Consider the following 17,121-nt stretch of genomic DNA (forward strand, 5'->3'; position numbering starts at 1 on the left):
GTTAGCCTCTGTTTTTTTATTCGCTAAACTGACTTTGATGCAGTGTGGCGTATAGCCCTTTTTTTTGTAATAATTCTAGGTGAGTACCTTGTTCTACAATAGTTCCAGCATCCATAACTAAAATTAAATCAGCTTTTTCAATGGTTGAAAGGCGATGAGCAATGACAAAACTTGTTCGTCCCTCTGTGACAGTCTGCATTGCAGTTTGAATTTCTACTTCTGTTCGAGTATCGACACTAGAGGTTGCTTCATCTAAAATAACAACTGGTGGATTGGCTAGAATGACTCTAGCAATCGTTAAAAGTTGCTGTTGTCCTTGAGACAAAGCCCCGTTTTCACTTGAGATGATAGTATCATAACCATCTGGAAGTGTTCGGATGAAATGGTCACACTTGGCTAATTTGGCTGCGTGTTCAATTTCTTCACGAGACGCTTCTTTTTTCCCGTAAGCAATGTTATCAGCTACAGTTCCTTCAAAAAGCCAAGTATTTTGAAGTACCATTCCAAACATTTCCCGTAAATGTTTTCTTGAAAGAGTGGTAATATCTTTACCGTCATAAGTAATACAGCCATCATTTATCTCATAAAAACGCATAAGTAAATTAACTAATGTGGTTTTTCCTGCTCCAGTTGGTCCAACAATAGCAACCATTTGATGCGAAGTTGCGGTAAAACTAACATCTTCCATCAGTATTTTTTCTGGTGTATAACCAAATTTAACATGATGAAAAGCAATATCCCCTTGCGGATTATCAATCATCTCTAAAGTTTTGACTTCAGCTGTTTCTTCAGTTTGATCAAGAATCATAGATACGCGGTCTAAAGAAGCCATAGCACCTTGAATAGCATTAATCACGTAAGAAAAATTAGTGATAGGTTCAGAAATTTGGTTCACGTATTGCAAGTAAGCTTGAATGATACCGATACTCATACTTCCTTGAATAACCATTCCAGCACCAACGATAGCACTTGTTATAAAAGCCAGCTGGTTTAAAAAACGAATGGCCGGATAAATGGCAAAATCAAAAAATTGAGAATTTTGAAAAGCTTTGGCATGTTTCTGATTGGTATTATCGATAATTTGAGCTGTATTTTTTTGTTGATTGAACGTCTTAATTTCTAAATTACCAGAGAAAAATTCTTCTACTTGATTATTTAAATGGCCTAATTCTGTTTGATTTTTATCAGCTAAGGTTTTATTTTTGCTAGCAACCCAAGTTGTCACAACGGAAGAGACCACAATAAGTAACAAAACAATTCCCGTCAGCTTGATATCAATATAAAGAAGCATAGCAATCCCAAGTACGATATTAACAATAGAAGAAAATAATTGATTAATCCCCGTTAACAACACTTCAGAAATTCGGTTGATGTCGTTAGTTGTACGACTCAAAATATCCCCTACTTGATGAGTATCAAAAAAGGCCATAGGTAATACTTTAAATTTTCTTGTTATTTCTTTTCTTAGGCGCAATGTCACATTTTCGCTTAAAGAGGCCATCATTCTTTCTTGAAGATAAGAAAAGAAGGCACTGACTACAGCAATGATTAAAAGTATCGCAACAGGTATTATTATTAATTCCTGAACAGTTGAAGTATCAAGTGTTCCTCCTGATGTTTTTTTTAGTGCTGTAAGTAATTTATCAATGGCAATCCCCATAATAAATGGCATAGCTGTGACGAGGGTATTACTGATTAAACTACAAAGGGCAAGTAGATAAAATTGAGAACGCTCTGGTTCAATGAGCGTTAAAAAACGTTTGATGCTTGATGGTTGTTGTGTTTCAGTCATAGCGTTGTCCTTTCTAGTAAGAAATGCCTTGAGAAGTGGCAAATTCTTGATACGTTTGATTTGATTGTAGAAGTTCTTGATGGGTTCCTTGACCGACGACACGCCCTTCATCAAGAACAATGATATGATCTGCCTCTTTTATTGTACTTAAGCGCTGAGCCACGATTAAAAAGGTTGCTTCAGGCATATGATGAGTCAATGATTTTCGAAGGTTTGCGTCTGTCTGATAATCAAGCGCTGAAAAGCTATCATCAAAAATATATAAATCAGCTGGTTTAACTAAAGCTCTAGCGATACTTAAACGTTGCTTTTGACCGCCTGAAAAGTTATTCCCGCCCTGAGCGACAAATGATTGATAACCCTTTTCTTGATTATTTATAAAATCAGTGGCTTGGGCAATATGTGCAGCGCGTTTTAATTCTTCTTTACTAGCGTTAGGATTTCCCATTTTTAAATTACTTTCGATGGTTCCGCTAAATAAAAAGGCTTTTTGTGGTACATAACTAATTTTTTCTCGAAGCCTATCTTGCGACCATTCAGTAATAGGTGTGTTGTCTAATGTTATTTGACCATCTCGAATAGTGGTCAAATTTAAGATGACTTTAGCAATCGTACTTTTTCCAGATCCTGTTCCACCAACTATTGCTGTTGTTTTTCCTCTTAATACATCAAAACTAATATTTTCAAGGACAGGTTCTGCCCCGTTATATGCAAAAGTAACATGCTTTAGCGAAACTAAAGCCTCGCTTTTCTTTCGTTTTTTTTCTAAAGCTTGAGTCGTTGGTGTTACACTATCTGTAATTTCGGGTTCTGTGTCTAAAATAATATTAATTCTTTTTAAAGATGCTAGAGAACGCGGCAGAGTAACAATCACCATAGCTGCCATAATTAAATAACCTAATGTTTGCATAGAATATTCCACAACGGCAGTAACAACCCCTATTTGAATATCACCACTACCAACTAGCAAACTTCCTACCCAAATAATTAAAGCAAAAACAAGTCCCATAATCAGATAAGCAACAGGCGTTAAATAAGCAAATATTTTATTGACTCGTGTCATACTTTCAGCGTATTCAAAGAATCGATGGTTGGTTTTTTCTTCTTCTTCCTCTTGATTATCAAACGCTCGAATCATATTGATTCCGTTGAAGAATTCTCTCATTTTAACCATCATTTTATCTAGTTTAATTTGAATAGTTGAAGACAAAGGGAGCCCTTTTTTCAGTAACCAAAAAATAACAAGTAAATAAATAACAATTGAAACAAAAGGAATTAAAGCTAGTTTGGGTGAATTGATAAATGTCATCACAACAGCAAACACACAGATAATTGGTGCTGGTAATATTAATTGCAAGAACATAACAAGAGCTCGTTGAACGTTTGTCACATCGTTCATCATTCGTGTGAGTAGACTTGAGACACCGTAAGTTTCGATGTCTTGAATTGAAAAATCTTGTATTTTTCCATAAAACGCTCGACGTGTTTCGTAACCATATTGTGCTGCAAGTTTGGCAGATAGATAACTACCATAAACGGCAGCACCACCACCTACTAAGGCAACTAAAAGCATTTCGATTCCGATTTTGATAACCAGAGTTTGATTGGATGATGCTATCCCAACATCAATAAGTTGGGCAATCAAAAAGGGAACAGCAAGTGTCCCTAATGTTTGAAGCATTAAACTTAATAGTGTTAATAAGCTTAATTTTTTATTTCGCATAAAAAATTGTTTTAAATGTGTCATAATTATTTCCTCAATCTCTTTCATATAAATGTAGAAGTTATTCTATACCTTCAACCTACTTGAAGGTCAACAAGAAGAAAGATATAATGAGAAAAAAGAGGTGTTTCATATGGAAGAGTCATATTATTCGATTGGTGAGATAGCAAAATTATTTCAAATCTCACCATCAAAGATTCGTTATTGGGAAGAAAAAGAAGTGTTTTGTCCTAGACGAGATGTGGAAAATGATTATCGATTATTTAACTTACAGTCCTCTATTGAATTACTAGATGTTATTTTTTATCGAAACTTAAATGTACCCATTCAAAAAATGAAGCATTTTAATCGTTTGAGTCCAACAGCTATTTACGCAATTTTAGAAGATACTGAGGAAGATGTTCGAAATGAATTAATTGAATTAGAGGAAAAATTAGAAGGAATTGCTAGAAGAAAAGAGCAATTAGAAAGTTTGTTTAGTTTAAAAGAAAGAGGTTATCAAGAAGAAGTCATTCCAATGAGAAAAATTGTCTCCTCAGATATGAGTGATGCAGAAGGAATTCAAATTCAGTTAGAATACTTAACGAATTTTGTGTTATATAAAGAAAAAGTACAGGATACTGAATTTAAAATTGGTTTATCTGTCCCGATTGATTATCAGTGGCAAAAAGAGGTTCTATGGCAGAAAGACGACCATGAAGAAGCAAGATACATCACGTGTTTAATGGAGACAGATTCGGAATATTTTAATGAAAGCAACATAAAAGAACACGAAGATGCCTTAGAAAAACAAGGATATGAGGTAAAACGAGTGTTGGCCTCTTATTTAGCAACAGCTTCAGATGAACATGAGAATTCTGTTGATTATTATAAAGTATGGTTAGAAGTGGAGCAAAGGAGTTAGGATTAAACATTTTGATATACTTATTGGAATTTCTTTGGTATGATTTCACTTAAATAGGGAGGAATGTAATCAATGAAAAAAAGATCACTCGCATTTTTATCATTCGGCATTGGTTATTCAACTGCTGTTTTCTTCTAAAATAGTCTAACTTAGGGTGGAGTTAAATGATCACTCTAAATAACCTTAATGTTAGACTAATTAAAAGAATAGAGGAAAATCAAATGAAAAAAATTACTAGAAAAAATCCAACCACTATGCCAAGACCAGTAGGTGAATACAGTCATGTTACTGTTATTCCTAAAAATAGTACGCTTTACACATTTTCAGGACAAATTGGTCATGATATAGAAGGAAATATTCCTGACAATCATCCACTTCAAATAGAAAATACTTTTAAAAATATTGAGCGAGCTCTTCGTTCAGAAGGGTTAACAGCAGAAAATGTTATTAAAGTAAATATTTGGTCAGTTGATCCGATTGATTGGGAGCATTTTGATAGTGTGTGGCATCAATTTTTTAGTACTAATCCATCAATGACAATTGCGTATATTTCAGCTTTAGGATTACCTGAAATTAAAGTTGAAATAGAAATATTAGCAGCAAAACCAGAATAATCTTAATCTTTTTTAGTAGGGAGAAAATGAGAATGGAACAAGTTATTGTTTATGTAGCAAGTGCTTTTAGTAAAAATTCAGCAGGTGGCAATAAAGCAGGTGTGTGCTTAAGCGGTGATATGTTAAATCCTGTTCAGAAAATGGAAATAGCCGCAAAGCTTGGCTATTCTGAGACGGCATTTATTTCAAAATCGACAAATGAAGTAGCTGATTTAATGGTGGAATATTTCACCCCAATTGAAGAAGTTCCAATGTGTGGTCATGCAACTGTCGCTACTTTTACAGTTTTAAGAGAATTGAAAATGCTGACTAAAAATAATTATATGATTGAAACCAAAAGTGGAAATCTTCCAATTAAAATAACTGATGATATGATATATATGGAACAAAATAAGCCACAATTTTTTGAAAAAATTAATGCTGATGTTTTAAGAGATTGCTTTGATATAAACGCATTATCTGATAAATATATAAGTGAAGTAGTTTCAACTGGACTAAAAGATATTATGCTGCCAGTTAAAGATTTAGAAACTTTAACAAAAATGAAACCTAATTTTGAAGAAATAAGCCGCATTAGTGAAACGTATCAAACAACAGGCATTCATGCTTTTGCACTAGAAAATGACCGAATTGTTTGTAGAAATTTTGCTCCACTATACGATATTCCAGAAGAATCAGCAACAGGGACGGCAAATTGTGCCTTGGCAAGTTATTTGTATAAAAATAATCTAATGAAGCGTTCAATTTACACTTTTGAGCAGGGGTATAGTTTAAATCAACCATCAGAGATACAAGTAACACTTGAAGAACATAATGAGATGATTGAGAAAGTAACCGTTGGTGGTTCAGGCTTTATTGTAGAAAAATTAGAGTTATTTGTTTAGAAATTGACAAGTTAAGAGAGTTAAATTAAGACCTTCTTTAGTTAGAAGGTCTTTTTTTACATCCTTTTAGGAAAGGCAAAATGTTAATTGCGAGTTAAAAACATGTATGATACGATTATTGAAAATAATGAATTTGAAAGAGGGTATAGTCAATGAATGTTATCAAAAAAGAAAATTGTGTGTTTGCAATGGACAAAGAAAATCTGCCAGTTTTAACGGTTCGTGATGGTGAAGAAATAACCTTTGAAACATTTGATTGTTTTTCTAATCAACTTCAAAAAGAAACAGACGGTTTCGATACATTGGATTGGGACCGAATTAATCCTGCAACTGGACCTGTATTTATTGAGGGTGCTGAGCCTGGTGATACATTGCTGGTGTCGATTAAAAAAATTGATATTAAAGGAAATGCAGCTATGTTAACAGGACCTAATGTTGGGGTTATGGGAGATGAGTTGACAGAAAATACCATTAAAATTATGCCAGTTGAAAAAGATGTCTTAAAATTTTCCGATACCATTGCTATTCCCCTAAATAAAATGATAGGTGTTATAGGTGTAGCACCAAATGGAGCACCTGTATCTTGTGGAACGCCAGATAGTCACGGTGGTAACATGGATTGTAAAGAAATTACAGAAGGAACTGACTTATACTTACCAGTTAATGTTCCGGGAGCACTTTTATCCCTTGGTGATTGTCATGCAGCCATGGGAGACGGTGAAGTGTCAGTATGTGGGGCAGAGGTTCCTTGTGAGGTGACAGTGGTAGTTTCTGTTATTAAAAATCAAAATTGGCCGCTGCCATTTTTAATTAGAGAAGGAAAGATTAGCACCATTTCTTCTAAATTAACGATTGATGAGGCAGGTATTGCAGCAACAAAAAATATGGTTGCTATTGTTGAAAATTATACTGATTTAACCAAGGGAGAAGCGACACATTTGCTGTCTTTAGCAGGTAATTTAAAAATATGTCAAGTGGTTGATCCAAATAAAACAGCACGATTTGAGTTGCCATTAAGTTATTTAACTAAGTGGAAATAAAAAAATGCAATCCAAGAAATTGGGTTGCATTTTTTGATATTATTCAAATTTTCTTTTAAAAATATTTAAAGATAAAAGGTATGAACCAATCAGTAAAATACCACATAAAATAAATGAAAAGATAAAGATAGTACTAATAGTAATAGTAGGTAAAGAAAGTTTTTCGATTAGAAATGCTCCTCCAAAACTAATCAATAAGGTGAATCCAATGAAATAAGTACGAGCAATTTCAATTGGGTATTTAAAGAAGATAGGTAGTGCAATCAAGTACACCATCAAGCTAATTAGAAAACCAAGTAGTACGCCACTAAGAATAAAATGAAATGAGATGGAGGCTATCAGACTTTTAGTAACGAGCATTAAAGCACTAAATAAGGCCCCTATGCCAGCTAAAAGAAAACCGAAAATAATTTTTTCTAGAACGTAGCTATTTTTTGTTATCGGCAATGTCATAGCAAAGGAATCAAAATGAGCATTCTGGTCGTAATTAAATAAACTAATCCCAAGTAAAGTAATTATCGGAATAACGGCTATCATCATTTGATGGGTGTTATCTCGCCAACCAATAAAACTAAAAAGTAACACCATTAATAACATACCTTTGATATTTCGCTTCATCAAATAAAAATCTTTTAATAATAATGCTGTCATATTATTTCACTCCCTTTTTGAACATCAACAATATTTCTTCAATGGTAGGTGTTTTTATTTCTAAATCAGAGAATTCGAATAATATCTCTTGCTTGTTGTTAATTAGGCATTCAACACTGTAATTTTTTTCAAGTACAGCTAAAAAATTAAGTGATTGTAGTTCTTTAAAGTCATCGTGAGTTAGTTTCAATAGGCCATAATTTTCATCAATAGTTAGTTGATCTTCTATTAGTTTGATTTTCCCATCATGAATTAAAATAACTTTATCGGCTATTTTATCAATGTCACTTGTAATGTGAGATGAGAATAAAATTGACGTTGTATCATCCATAAAATCTCTGAAAATATCAAGAATCTCATTCCTTGAAACAGGATCTAATCCTGTTGTAGGTTCATCAAGAATAAGAAGTTGCGGATGATGAGCTAGTGCAAGAAAGATTCTAACTTTAGCTTTCATTCCTTTTGAACATTCTTTAAATGTTTTATTTTTTTCAATGTGATGCGTCTTAAGTAAATCGTAAAAATAACCGCTGTCCCATGTTTGATGGATACGACGCATAATTTTTTCTATTTCCTCAAGTCTTAATTCTTCGTAAAAGAAAGCATCATCTAAAACAACTCCAACATGTTGTTTTATTTCAGTTGAACACGCGACACTATCTTGTGAGAGAATAGAAATAGTTCCTTTCTCCAACGCTAGAAGATTTAAAATAGTTTTGATAGTAGTTGTCTTACCAGCTCCATTTTCGCCAACAAAACCAACGATTTCGCCTTTTTCAATTGTAAAGTTTAAGTCATCTAATTTAAAGTGATCATAGGAAGCAGTTACGTGAGATAAAGTAATATTAGAGTGAGTCATCTGTCATTCTCCTTTCAAAAATGTCTTGTAATGATAAATCATAAGATGTTGCTAGTAAATCTAATTGAGTGAGTTCTTCCTCAATTTTTTTTGTTATCTCTGATTGTTTTAATTTTAAATCAACAGTTGCTACATAAAAGCCTTTGCCTGGAATGCTGTATGCAAGTTGACTATTAACAAGTAGTTCATAAGCTTTTTTTACAGTAATAACACTGATATCTAAGCTTTTTGCTAGACTCCTTATAGAAGGGAGCTCATCATCTCCCTGAAGTGTATTGTCCATGATTTGTCTCTTTAATTGTTGGTAAACTTGCTCATAAATTGGAATCGTTCCGTTTTTAAGAATAATATCCATGATTACCTCCTAATCGTATATCTGTGTATATACAGTATATACAGACGTGGTGGTTTTAACAAGTGAATTCGAAATTATTTTAGAAAAAAATTTATTTTTTTTATTTGTTTCTATCTCTTGCTGTCATTAGTTATAAGTTAGTTTCTTTTTTTGTTTTCCATAAATAAAGAGTGTTATAAAAAAGAAAAGGCTTGCATTTAAAAATTACTCAAACTATAATGAAGCCATAAAAAATATTTTTTATCAAAGTACAAAAAAATGTATATTGGAAAGGGGAATTTTCAACATGAAGAAAATCGTAGTTGGTGGCCAAATTGATAAAGAAGAGGTAAGAAAATTAGTCGAAGAACACGCGAATGGTAAATTCGAAGTTGATGTAAAAAGTGATTTGGACGCAGCAATGGCAGTGAAAGCAGGTCAGGCAGACTTTTACGTAGGAGCTTGTAACACAGGTGGTGGAGGAGCATTAGCAATGGCTCTTGCATTATTAGGTCGTGAAAATTGTGTCACAGTATCAATGCCTTCAAGTGTTATGTCTGATGAAGAAATCAGAGCAGAAGTTCAATCAGGTAAAAAAGCGTTTGGCTTTACAGCACAACATAAAGAAACAGTCATCCCAATCATTATGGATGAATTAGGCAAACTATAAAAAAAGGAAATGGTGGAAATTAATGGGGTCTTCTAAATTAATTGAATTAATTGCTATTGCAGCATTAGGTGGTTTAAGTTCAATTTTAGCGAACAAGGGAATTGCAGTATTTAACGATGGCTTACGTCCAATCGTTCCAGAGTTTTTAGAGAAAAAAATTAGTAAAAAAGAATTAGCAGCAACAAGTTTTGCATTAAGTTTTGGTTTGGTTATTGGTTTTGGTATTCCAGTTTCAATCGGTGCATCAATTTTACTTGTTCATAGTATTTTACTTATGACAGATATTATTGGTTCTTGGGCACCTGAGGGTAAAAAAGGAATGGCCATTGCAGGAATTATTGGAGCACTTTATGGTGTTGGTTTAGTATTAGGACTTCAAGCAGTGGTAGATGCGTTTGCATTAATGCCAGTTAACTTTATTGATTCATTATCACAAGTTGGAGCACCAGTTGTTATTTCATTTAGTATTTTCCCAGCCGTAGCTATTGCTAGTCAACACGGCTTTAAAAAAGGGTCAATCTCATTTGTAGCGACATTATTAACCTTATTTATTGTAAAACAATTTGGTACATTTAAACTTGGCAACGGCACATCTTTAACTTTAAGTGCAGAAGGTATGTCACTTTTAGTTGGTATGATTTTCATGATTTATTACGCCATTAAAGTTAAGAGTGATGGCAGTAACTCAAATGAAAGTTTAGTCAGTGTCTTTTTAGAACGTGTGAACAGAATTAAGAGAAATTGGATTTGGTTATCTGCAATGGGTGGTTTAGTATCTGCTGCGACAAGTCTGTTATTAATTGCAGGAGATCCAATCTCATTAAATCTTTTATCAGAAGGTAAGATGAATGAAGCTGCATTAGCTGCATTTGCTCGTGGTATTGGTTTCATTCCATTAGTATTCTCAACAGCTATCGTAACAGGTGTTTATAGTCCTGCTGGAACAACATTTGTTTTTGTTGTTGGTATCTTATTAAAAGGTAACCCAATTTTAGCATTCGTTGTTGGTGCTCTAGTAATGTTTATCGAAGTTCAGTTATTAACGATTATGGCAAAAGCTTTAGATAAATTCCCAGGTATTAGAGAAATGGGCGAACACATTAGAACAGCAATGAACAAAGTATTAGAAGTAGCACTTTTAATTGGTGGCGCGATGGCATCTGAGTCAATTGCACCAGGCATTGGTTACTTCTGGGTAATTGGTTTATTATTATTAAATAGAAAAGCGAAAAAACCTGTTGTTGATTTAGCAGTTGGACCAATTGCTGCAATCACTTTAGGAATTATTGTAAATATTTTGAATTTAATTGGGTTATTCACACCTGTTGTAGCTGGTTAGAAAGAGGAGGCAACAAAGATGGTCTTACAAAAAGGCATCACTTATATGCATGAACATACAACGATTGATTTATCTCGTTTAAAAAACATTGATGACACAAATTTAAATTGCTATGATGAGACTGTAGCAGAATACAAAAAATTGTACGATAAAGGTGTTCGTAATATTGTGGACGTAACAAACATGGATATGAGAAGAAATCCTATGTATGTTAAAAGAGTCGCAGACGAAACACAGATGAATATCGTTCAAGCAACAGGCTTTTATCAAGATAAATTTTTACCTGATTTTGTCACTGATTATACAGTGAAGCAATTAACTGATTTTATGGTAAAAGAAATCCGTGAGGGAATTGCAGACACTGATATTAAAGCACAAATTATTGGTGAAATCGGGACAAGTAAAAATGAAATGATGCCACGTGAGAAAAAAGTATTTGAGGCTTCGGTCATTGCGCATAAAGAGACGGGTGTTCCTATAACTACGCATACAACGTTAGGAACATACGGTCACGAGCAAGTAGACTTTTTCAAAGAACATGGCGCTGATTTAAGTAAAGTTGTCATTGGACATGTGGATTTAACGGGAAATATTGATTACATTTTGCATATGTTAGACCAGGGTGTGTACGTTGAATTTGATACGGTTGGTAAAGAAAATTACCAACCGGATTTGCTTAGAGTTGAGATGTTAAAAGAAATTGAAAAAAGAGGATACACAGACAAAGTCTTTTTATCAATGGATATTACTCGAAAATCAAACATGGAATACATGGGTGGTATCGGGTACTCATATCTACTTGATACATTTGTTCCTTTGGCATTAAATAACGGTGTTTCTCAAAAATTTATTACAAAAATGCTAGAAGAAAATCCGGTAGCATTTATGAATAGAGGGTGACCTTATGAAAACTTATCCGTTAACAAGTTTAACACTGGAAGAAGCAACGGCTCTTCAGTTTAAGTTAGTTGATTCAATCACTCGTTTCTTCCCAGGAAATGAGATTTTAACCCGAGGCGATTTAGGTGTTGTTAAGGGCCTAAATCAGCCAGAAGTAACAAAAAAAGCTGAGCAAGTCTTGGCTGACTTTTTTGAAGCAGAAAGTGCGATGCTTGTTCGAGGATCTGGAACTAACGCGATTCGTCTAGCTTTATATGGCTCAGTTGGTACTAATGGTACATTGCTTGTCCATGATGCAGCCGTTTATCCAACAACACAAGTATCGATTGATATGCTTGGGATAACTATAAAAAAAGTTAACTTTAATGATTTGTCAGCACTTAAAGAAGCTATTTCTAAAGAAGAATTAGACGGGGTTCTTGTTCAAGTGACACGTCAAAAAATTGATGATTCTTATGATTTAGAAGAAGTGATTCAAACAATTAGAAGTATTAAAGACACACTACCGATTGTGACAGATGACAATTATTCAGCAATGAAAACAAAAGGCATTGGTACACAATTTGGCGGGAGTCTTGCGTGTTTTTCAACTTTTAAACTATTAGGGCCTGAGGGCGTCGGATGTATTGTTGGGAGTAGCCGATTCATAAATAAATTAAAACAAGACAATTATTCTGGCGGTGGCCAAGTTCAGGGACATGAAGCACTTGATGTATTAAAGGGCATGATTTATGCACCTGTTTCACTCGCAATTTCGTCTAAAGTAAGCGAAGAATTATGCGTTAAAATTAACGAAGGTGAAATTGACGGCTTAGAAAAAGCCTTCGTGGTAAATGCACAATCAAAAGTAGTAGTGATTAAATTAAAAGAAAATAATGCAAAAGAAGTGATTGATGCAGCAACTACTTTAGGGGCTTTACCTCATCCAGTTGGTGCAGAGTCACAATATGAGTTTTCACCACTTGTTTACCGAGTGTCGGGTACATTTAGAGCAACTGACCCAGAAGCAGAAAATTCAATGATTCGTATTAATCCAAATCGTTCAGGTGTTGAAACGATTGTTAGAATATTAAAAGAAGCAATGACTATAGTAAAGAAATGAGGCGGTTAGATTGAGTAATAAATTCTTGAAGAAAAAAGGGGTTATCATTAATCATTTGGCATCTGATTTATTGCAGTTAAAAAAAGGTGATAGAATGCCAAGTATTTCTGAATATCAGAGTGACTATGATGTTGCTAGGGGAACTGTCCAAAATGCACTGAATTATTTAAAAACTGAAGGCGCAGTGGTGACGAAAAGTCATGGTCATTTAGGGACGTTTATCGAGGACATTGATTACTCTATTCTACAAGAATATGCTCTTTCTGAAGCCATCTTAGGAACCATGACGCTTCCTTATTCACGACTTTATGAAGGCCTTGCAACTGGTATTTATGAAGAGTTTAAAGAACATAATATTAAACTAAATTTAGCTTACATTCGTGGATCAAAAGAACGTGTTCGCTCGATTACGATGAAGACGTACCGTTTTGCAGTTGTTTCAAAATTTGCAGCAAAACGGGCGATTCAACAAGGTGACCCTTTAGCTATTGTGATTGATTTTGGTCAAAAAACATATTTAAGCGGTCATGTTTTGTTATTTGCTAATCGCAGTAAAAATAGTATTGAAGATGGGATGAAAGTGGCGATTGATTATAGTTCACTTGACCAACAGATGCTAACGAATGAAAGTATACAGGATAAAGATGTGGAATTGGTTGAAATGCCTGGACATCAAATTATTCATTCTCTAAAGAGTGGACAAATTGATGCGGGTATTTGGAACTTTGATGAAATTCGTGACAAAAATTATGAAGAATTAAATTATGTTCCATTAGAAAATAATCAGTTAGAAGAGGAAATGAGTACCTCTGTGATTGTCTGTCATCAAGAAGACACATCGATGGAAGCTTTCTTTACGAAGAGTTTTGATATGAAACGAGTACTAGCTATTCAATCAGAAGTTGGAAAAGGAACAGTGATTCCAAGATATTAAGGAGAAAATCATGATTAAAAAAAAACTAGAAATATTAGTGAGTTCAGAAGTAATAGATGAAGATACACGCAGTTATGTGTTAAAAGTTTTAGAATATTTACTTGAAAATAAGATTATTAATGATGTGTCACAAGCTGATGTTTTCTTAACTCACTTAGCAATGGCTGATATGAGACGTAAGAAAAATGAAGCTGTGGCCAGTCTTGATGAATTTATCTTGTCAGAAATATCAGCTGATCCAAAATTCATGCATTCAAAAGAATTATGGCAAGACTTAGAAAAAATGGCAGAGAAAAAATTTGAAGAGGCAGAATTAGATTATTTCTATTTACATATCATTAATTTATTAAAGGAGGATTAATATGTTTTTAGAAGCAACGAAACGTAGAAATCCTAAGTTAATAGAAGCAGCAGTGATGCTGCATCAAGATGGCGTGATTTTACCAGATACTTATATTTTAGATTTAGACCAAATTGTAGAAAACGCTAAAGGATTAAAGGCGCAAGCTGATGAGGTAGGGATTGAATTGTTTTATATGACAAAACAAATTGGTCGTAATCCACTCGTATCAGAAGCCATAAAAAATGCTGGTATTAAACACGCGGTAGTCGTTGATTTTAAAGAAGCTTTAATCATGATGGAAAATAAGTTGCCAATTGGTAATGTGGGACATTTAGTTCAAGTCCCAACACGCCTTTTAGAAAAGGTTGTTGACTATGGACCGAAGTTTATGACTGTTTTCTCTCTTGAGATGCTTGAAAAAATTAATGAGGCAGCTAAAAAGGTTGGCAAAACACAACGCATTTTATTAAAAGTCATTGAACCAACTGATGAAATTTATGAAGGTCAGTTTGGTGGTTTTCATTTAAATGAGTTAGAAAAAGTAGCGCAATTATCTAACAACTTAGAAAATATTACTATTTCAGGAATCACGTCATTTCCTTGTTTTTTATTTGATGGGGAAAGTGATTTAAAACCAACGAATAACATTCAAACAATTGAAAAAGCAACGAAGATTTTAGCTGATAATGGTATTGCTATTTCAGAATTAAACATTCCATCAGCAACTTGTAGTAAAACGATTCCCTTAATTAAAGGAATTAATGGTACACAAGGAGAGCCAGGACATGCCTTAACTGGAACTACTCCGCTGCATGCCAAGATGGACTTAGCAGAAGTACCGAGTATGCTTTATGTGAGTGAAATTTCTCATAATTTAGATGGAAAAGCTTATTTTTATGGTGGCGGATATTATCGCCGCGGACATTTAGAGAATTTATTAGTTGTTAATGAAGAAAAAGAGCAGACACAAGATAAGGTTGAAGGTTTTGGTAATGAGAGTATTGATTACTATTTAACCGCAGCTCATACACACGCTGTTGGCTCAACTGTTTTGGCAGCATTTAGAACACAAATTTTTGTCACACGAAGTGATGTAGCGGTTGTTTCTGGTATTCAGTCAGGACAACCAAAAGTAGAAGGAATATACAACAGTCTGGGAAATTTAATTAGAAGGTGATAAGATGAGTAGATTTGTTGTGATTGTATTAGATAGTTTTGGTGTTGGTGCTATGAAAGATGTGTCAGAGGTTAGACCTAGAGACGTTGGTAGTAGTACTGCAGGACATATTTTAGAAGAAAACCCAAGTATTCAGTTACCGACATTAGAAAAGTTGGGTTTGATGAATGCTCTAGGTTATGAGATAGGTAGTCATAAAAGAAGTGAGTTGGCTGTATTTGGAACCTCTAATTTAGCTCATCACGGGGCAGATTCATTTTTAGGACATCAGGAAATTATGGGAACCACACCAAAAGTTCCATTGATTCAACCCTTTAATCAAAAAATTGAGGAAGTCGAAGCAAATCTTTTGAAACATGGTTATAAAGTTCGACGTGTTGGAGAAGAAGGAACTGAAATTTTGGTTGTTAATGAGGTTGCAACGGTTGGTGATAATCTAGAAACTGATTATGGTCAGGTGTATAATGTCTCAGCGTGTTTAGACTTAATTAGTTTTGAGGACTTAAAAGCATTGGGTCATGTGGTTCGTGAGGTTGTGCAAGTTTCTAGAGTGATTACTTTTGGCGGAGAACAAGTTACATTAGAAGATCTACTAAAGGCAAGAAAAGTAAAAAATAATGAAATTGCTGGCGTAGATGCACCGGAATCAGGTGTTTATAATCATGGGTATCAAGTCGTTCATTTAGGCTATGGTATTGATAAAAATGTTCAAACACCAACAATTTTAGATAAAGAAGGTATTACAGTCTCATTCTTAGGAAAAATTGCGGATATTATCCAAACAGATAGTACACGATTATTTCCAGGGGTGGATTCAGATTACTTATTTGATTGTTTAATGGCTGAAGTAAAGGATATTGAAACAGGTTTTATTGCTTTAAATATTCAAGAAACAGATCTAGCAGGACATGCAGAGGATGTGGCGCGGTATTCAGATCGTTTAGAGTTAAGTGATAGACGAATTGCTGAATTGCTACCACTTCTTGTTGAAGGTGATGTGTTAGTTGTGATGGCAGATCATGGGAATGATCCAACCATTGGCCACAGTAACCACACAAGAGAACGAGTTCCGTTACTGATTCACAGTCCTGGAAAAGAAAATATTGAAATTGGCTTAAGAAGTACAATGGCAGATGTGGGTGCAACAGCAGCAGACTTTTTCAATGTCTCAGCACCTCAAAACGGTACGTCTTTTCTTAACCAAATTATTGAAAACAAATAAAAGAAAATTTTCAAGAAAATAAGAAAATGTATTGAAAATCAAGCTGTGACAAATTGTCGCAGCTTTTTTTAGGAGGATTAAGATGGTAAAACGTGTACAAAATTATGCGAAGAAAACTTTTTTAGCAATAGATAATCCGTATCGTTCAGTCAAAAAGGTTTATCCTAATAGTATTGATCATATTACAGAAACAACTGGCTACTATATGGGAGTGAAAGAAGTTAAGAGTATTTCAGCCAAATTTATTGCTGAATTAGAAGAACAAGGTTACGTTTATCATACGGTTGATAAGGCAAGTTTATCAGGCCGTGCCATCGATTTAGATTTAATTAATCCATTAACGGGAAATTACATGACAGGTTCATCAAGTGGTACTGCACTAAATGTTTTCTTAGGAATTAATGATTTAGGTATTGGCACAGATGGTGGTGGTTCAGTACTGGCTCCTGCTATGAGTTTAAATTTATTTGGTTTTATCCATCCTGATTTAGGAAATGAAAATGTGGAAAACAAAGAAGTTAAAGTATCAACAGATGGCATTGCCTTTTCCCCTTCAGTTGGTTTAATTTCAAAAGACTTAGAACATATCGAAGCGATTATGATGAAAAGAATTGATAAAAAAGCAACAGCATC

The 17,121-nt window shown here is 34.1% G+C and carries 18 protein-coding genes; 13 read left to right on the forward strand and 5 right to left on the reverse strand.

The features are described from left to right. Positions 1-16 precede the first annotated feature (16 nt). Both RR554_RS06650 and RR554_RS06655 read right to left on the reverse strand, forming a co-directional pair. Entirely contained in the window at positions 17-1,792 is a 1,776-nt protein-coding gene (locus RR554_RS06650; RefSeq protein WP_332467671.1) for an ABC transporter ATP-binding protein, read from the reverse strand. 13 nt (positions 1,793-1,805) lie between these two features. Continuing rightward, a complete protein-coding gene (locus RR554_RS06655; protein WP_332467684.1) occupies positions 1,806-3,539 on the reverse strand; it encodes an ABC transporter ATP-binding protein in 1,734 nt (577 codons plus the stop codon). A 109-nt stretch (positions 3,540-3,648) separates the two neighbouring features. On the opposite strand from RR554_RS06655, the gene RR554_RS06660 reads away from it, so the two are divergent. The 4 genes from RR554_RS06660 to RR554_RS06675 all read left to right on the forward strand — a co-directional run bounded on the left by RR554_RS06660 (position 3,649) and on the right by RR554_RS06675 (position 6,957). Beyond that, a complete protein-coding gene (locus RR554_RS06660) occupies positions 3,649-4,419 on the forward strand; it encodes a MerR family transcriptional regulator (protein WP_332467672.1) in 771 nt (256 codons plus the stop codon). A gap of 221 nt (positions 4,420-4,640) precedes the next feature. Next, positions 4,641-5,033 (forward strand): RidA family protein, encoded by a 393-nt coding sequence (locus RR554_RS06665; RefSeq protein ID WP_332463535.1) that lies wholly within the window; start codon positions 4,641-4,643, stop codon positions 5,031-5,033. Positions 5,034-5,065: 32 nt separating this feature from the next. Then, positions 5,066-5,917, forward strand: a complete 852-nt coding sequence (locus RR554_RS06670; RefSeq protein ID WP_332467673.1) for a PhzF family phenazine biosynthesis protein — start codon at positions 5,066-5,068, stop codon at positions 5,915-5,917. Positions 5,918-6,069: 152 nt separating this feature from the next. Further along, positions 6,070-6,957: an acetamidase/formamidase family protein gene (locus RR554_RS06675; protein ID WP_332463533.1), complete on the forward strand. Its 888-nt coding sequence runs from the start codon at positions 6,070-6,072 to the stop codon at positions 6,955-6,957. Positions 6,958-6,996: 39 nt separating this feature from the next. Here RR554_RS06675 and RR554_RS06680 read toward each other — a convergent pair whose 3' ends face one another. Genes RR554_RS06680 through RR554_RS06690 form a run of 3 tightly spaced genes read right to left on the reverse strand, consistent with a single transcriptional unit; the run spans position 6,997 to position 8,822 of the window. Then, the gene (locus tag RR554_RS06680) at positions 6,997-7,608 is read right to left on the reverse strand and encodes an ABC-2 transporter permease (RefSeq protein ID WP_332463532.1); all 612 of its coding nucleotides are present in this window, start codon (positions 7,606-7,608) and stop codon (positions 6,997-6,999) included. Between the two features lies 1 nt (position 7,609). Continuing rightward, a complete protein-coding gene (locus RR554_RS06685; protein WP_332467674.1) occupies positions 7,610-8,467 on the reverse strand; it encodes an ABC transporter ATP-binding protein in 858 nt (285 codons plus the stop codon). After that, complete coding sequence (locus RR554_RS06690) at positions 8,454-8,822, reverse strand: GntR family transcriptional regulator (RefSeq protein WP_332463530.1); 369 nt, start codon at positions 8,820-8,822, stop codon at positions 8,454-8,456. The genes RR554_RS06685 and RR554_RS06690 overlap by 14 nt, the downstream gene beginning before the upstream one ends. Positions 8,823-9,108: 286 nt before the next feature. Here RR554_RS06690 and RR554_RS06695 point away from each other — a divergent pair, with 286 nt between their 5' ends. The 9 genes from RR554_RS06695 to RR554_RS06735 form a co-directional block, all read left to right on the forward strand. Beyond that, a complete protein-coding gene (locus tag RR554_RS06695; protein WP_332463529.1) occupies positions 9,109-9,471 on the forward strand; it encodes a DUF2620 domain-containing protein in 363 nt (120 codons plus the stop codon). A gap of 22 nt (positions 9,472-9,493) precedes the next feature. Continuing rightward, positions 9,494-10,810, forward strand: a complete 1,317-nt coding sequence (locus tag RR554_RS06700) for a YhfT family protein (RefSeq protein ID WP_332463528.1) — start codon at positions 9,494-9,496, stop codon at positions 10,808-10,810. A gap of 18 nt (positions 10,811-10,828) precedes the next feature. Further along, on the forward strand, positions 10,829-11,710 hold the full coding sequence (locus tag RR554_RS06705) for a phosphotriesterase family protein (protein WP_332463527.1): 882 nt from the start codon (positions 10,829-10,831) through the stop codon (positions 11,708-11,710). Positions 11,711-11,714: 4 nt separating this feature from the next. Next, positions 11,715-12,812: an aminotransferase class V-fold PLP-dependent enzyme gene (locus RR554_RS06710; RefSeq protein WP_332463526.1), complete on the forward strand. Its 1,098-nt coding sequence runs from the start codon at positions 11,715-11,717 to the stop codon at positions 12,810-12,812. 10 nt (positions 12,813-12,822) lie between these two features. Continuing rightward, complete coding sequence (gene yhfZ / locus RR554_RS06715) at positions 12,823-13,746, forward strand: GntR family transcriptional regulator YhfZ (RefSeq protein ID WP_332463525.1); 924 nt, start codon at positions 12,823-12,825, stop codon at positions 13,744-13,746. Positions 13,747-13,756: 10 nt separating this feature from the next. Next, positions 13,757-14,107, forward strand: coding sequence for a PRD domain-containing protein (locus tag RR554_RS06720; protein ID WP_332463524.1), 351 nt, complete (start codon positions 13,757-13,759; stop codon positions 14,105-14,107). Between the two features lies 1 nt (position 14,108). After that, on the forward strand, positions 14,109-15,266 hold the full coding sequence (locus RR554_RS06725) for a YhfX family PLP-dependent enzyme (RefSeq protein WP_332463523.1): 1,158 nt from the start codon (positions 14,109-14,111) through the stop codon (positions 15,264-15,266). 4 nt (positions 15,267-15,270) lie between these two features. Next, entirely contained in the window at positions 15,271-16,488 is a 1,218-nt protein-coding gene (locus tag RR554_RS06730; RefSeq protein WP_332467675.1) for a phosphopentomutase, read from the forward strand. 82 nt (positions 16,489-16,570) lie between these two features. Beyond that, on the forward strand, positions 16,571-17,121 hold a 551-nt coding region (locus tag RR554_RS06735; protein ID WP_332467676.1), incomplete at its 3' end, for an amidase family protein.

Origin of the sequence: Vagococcus sp. (assembly GCF_036639995.1) — a bacterium.
Lineage (GTDB): Bacteria > Bacillota > Bacilli > Lactobacillales > Vagococcaceae > Vagococcus.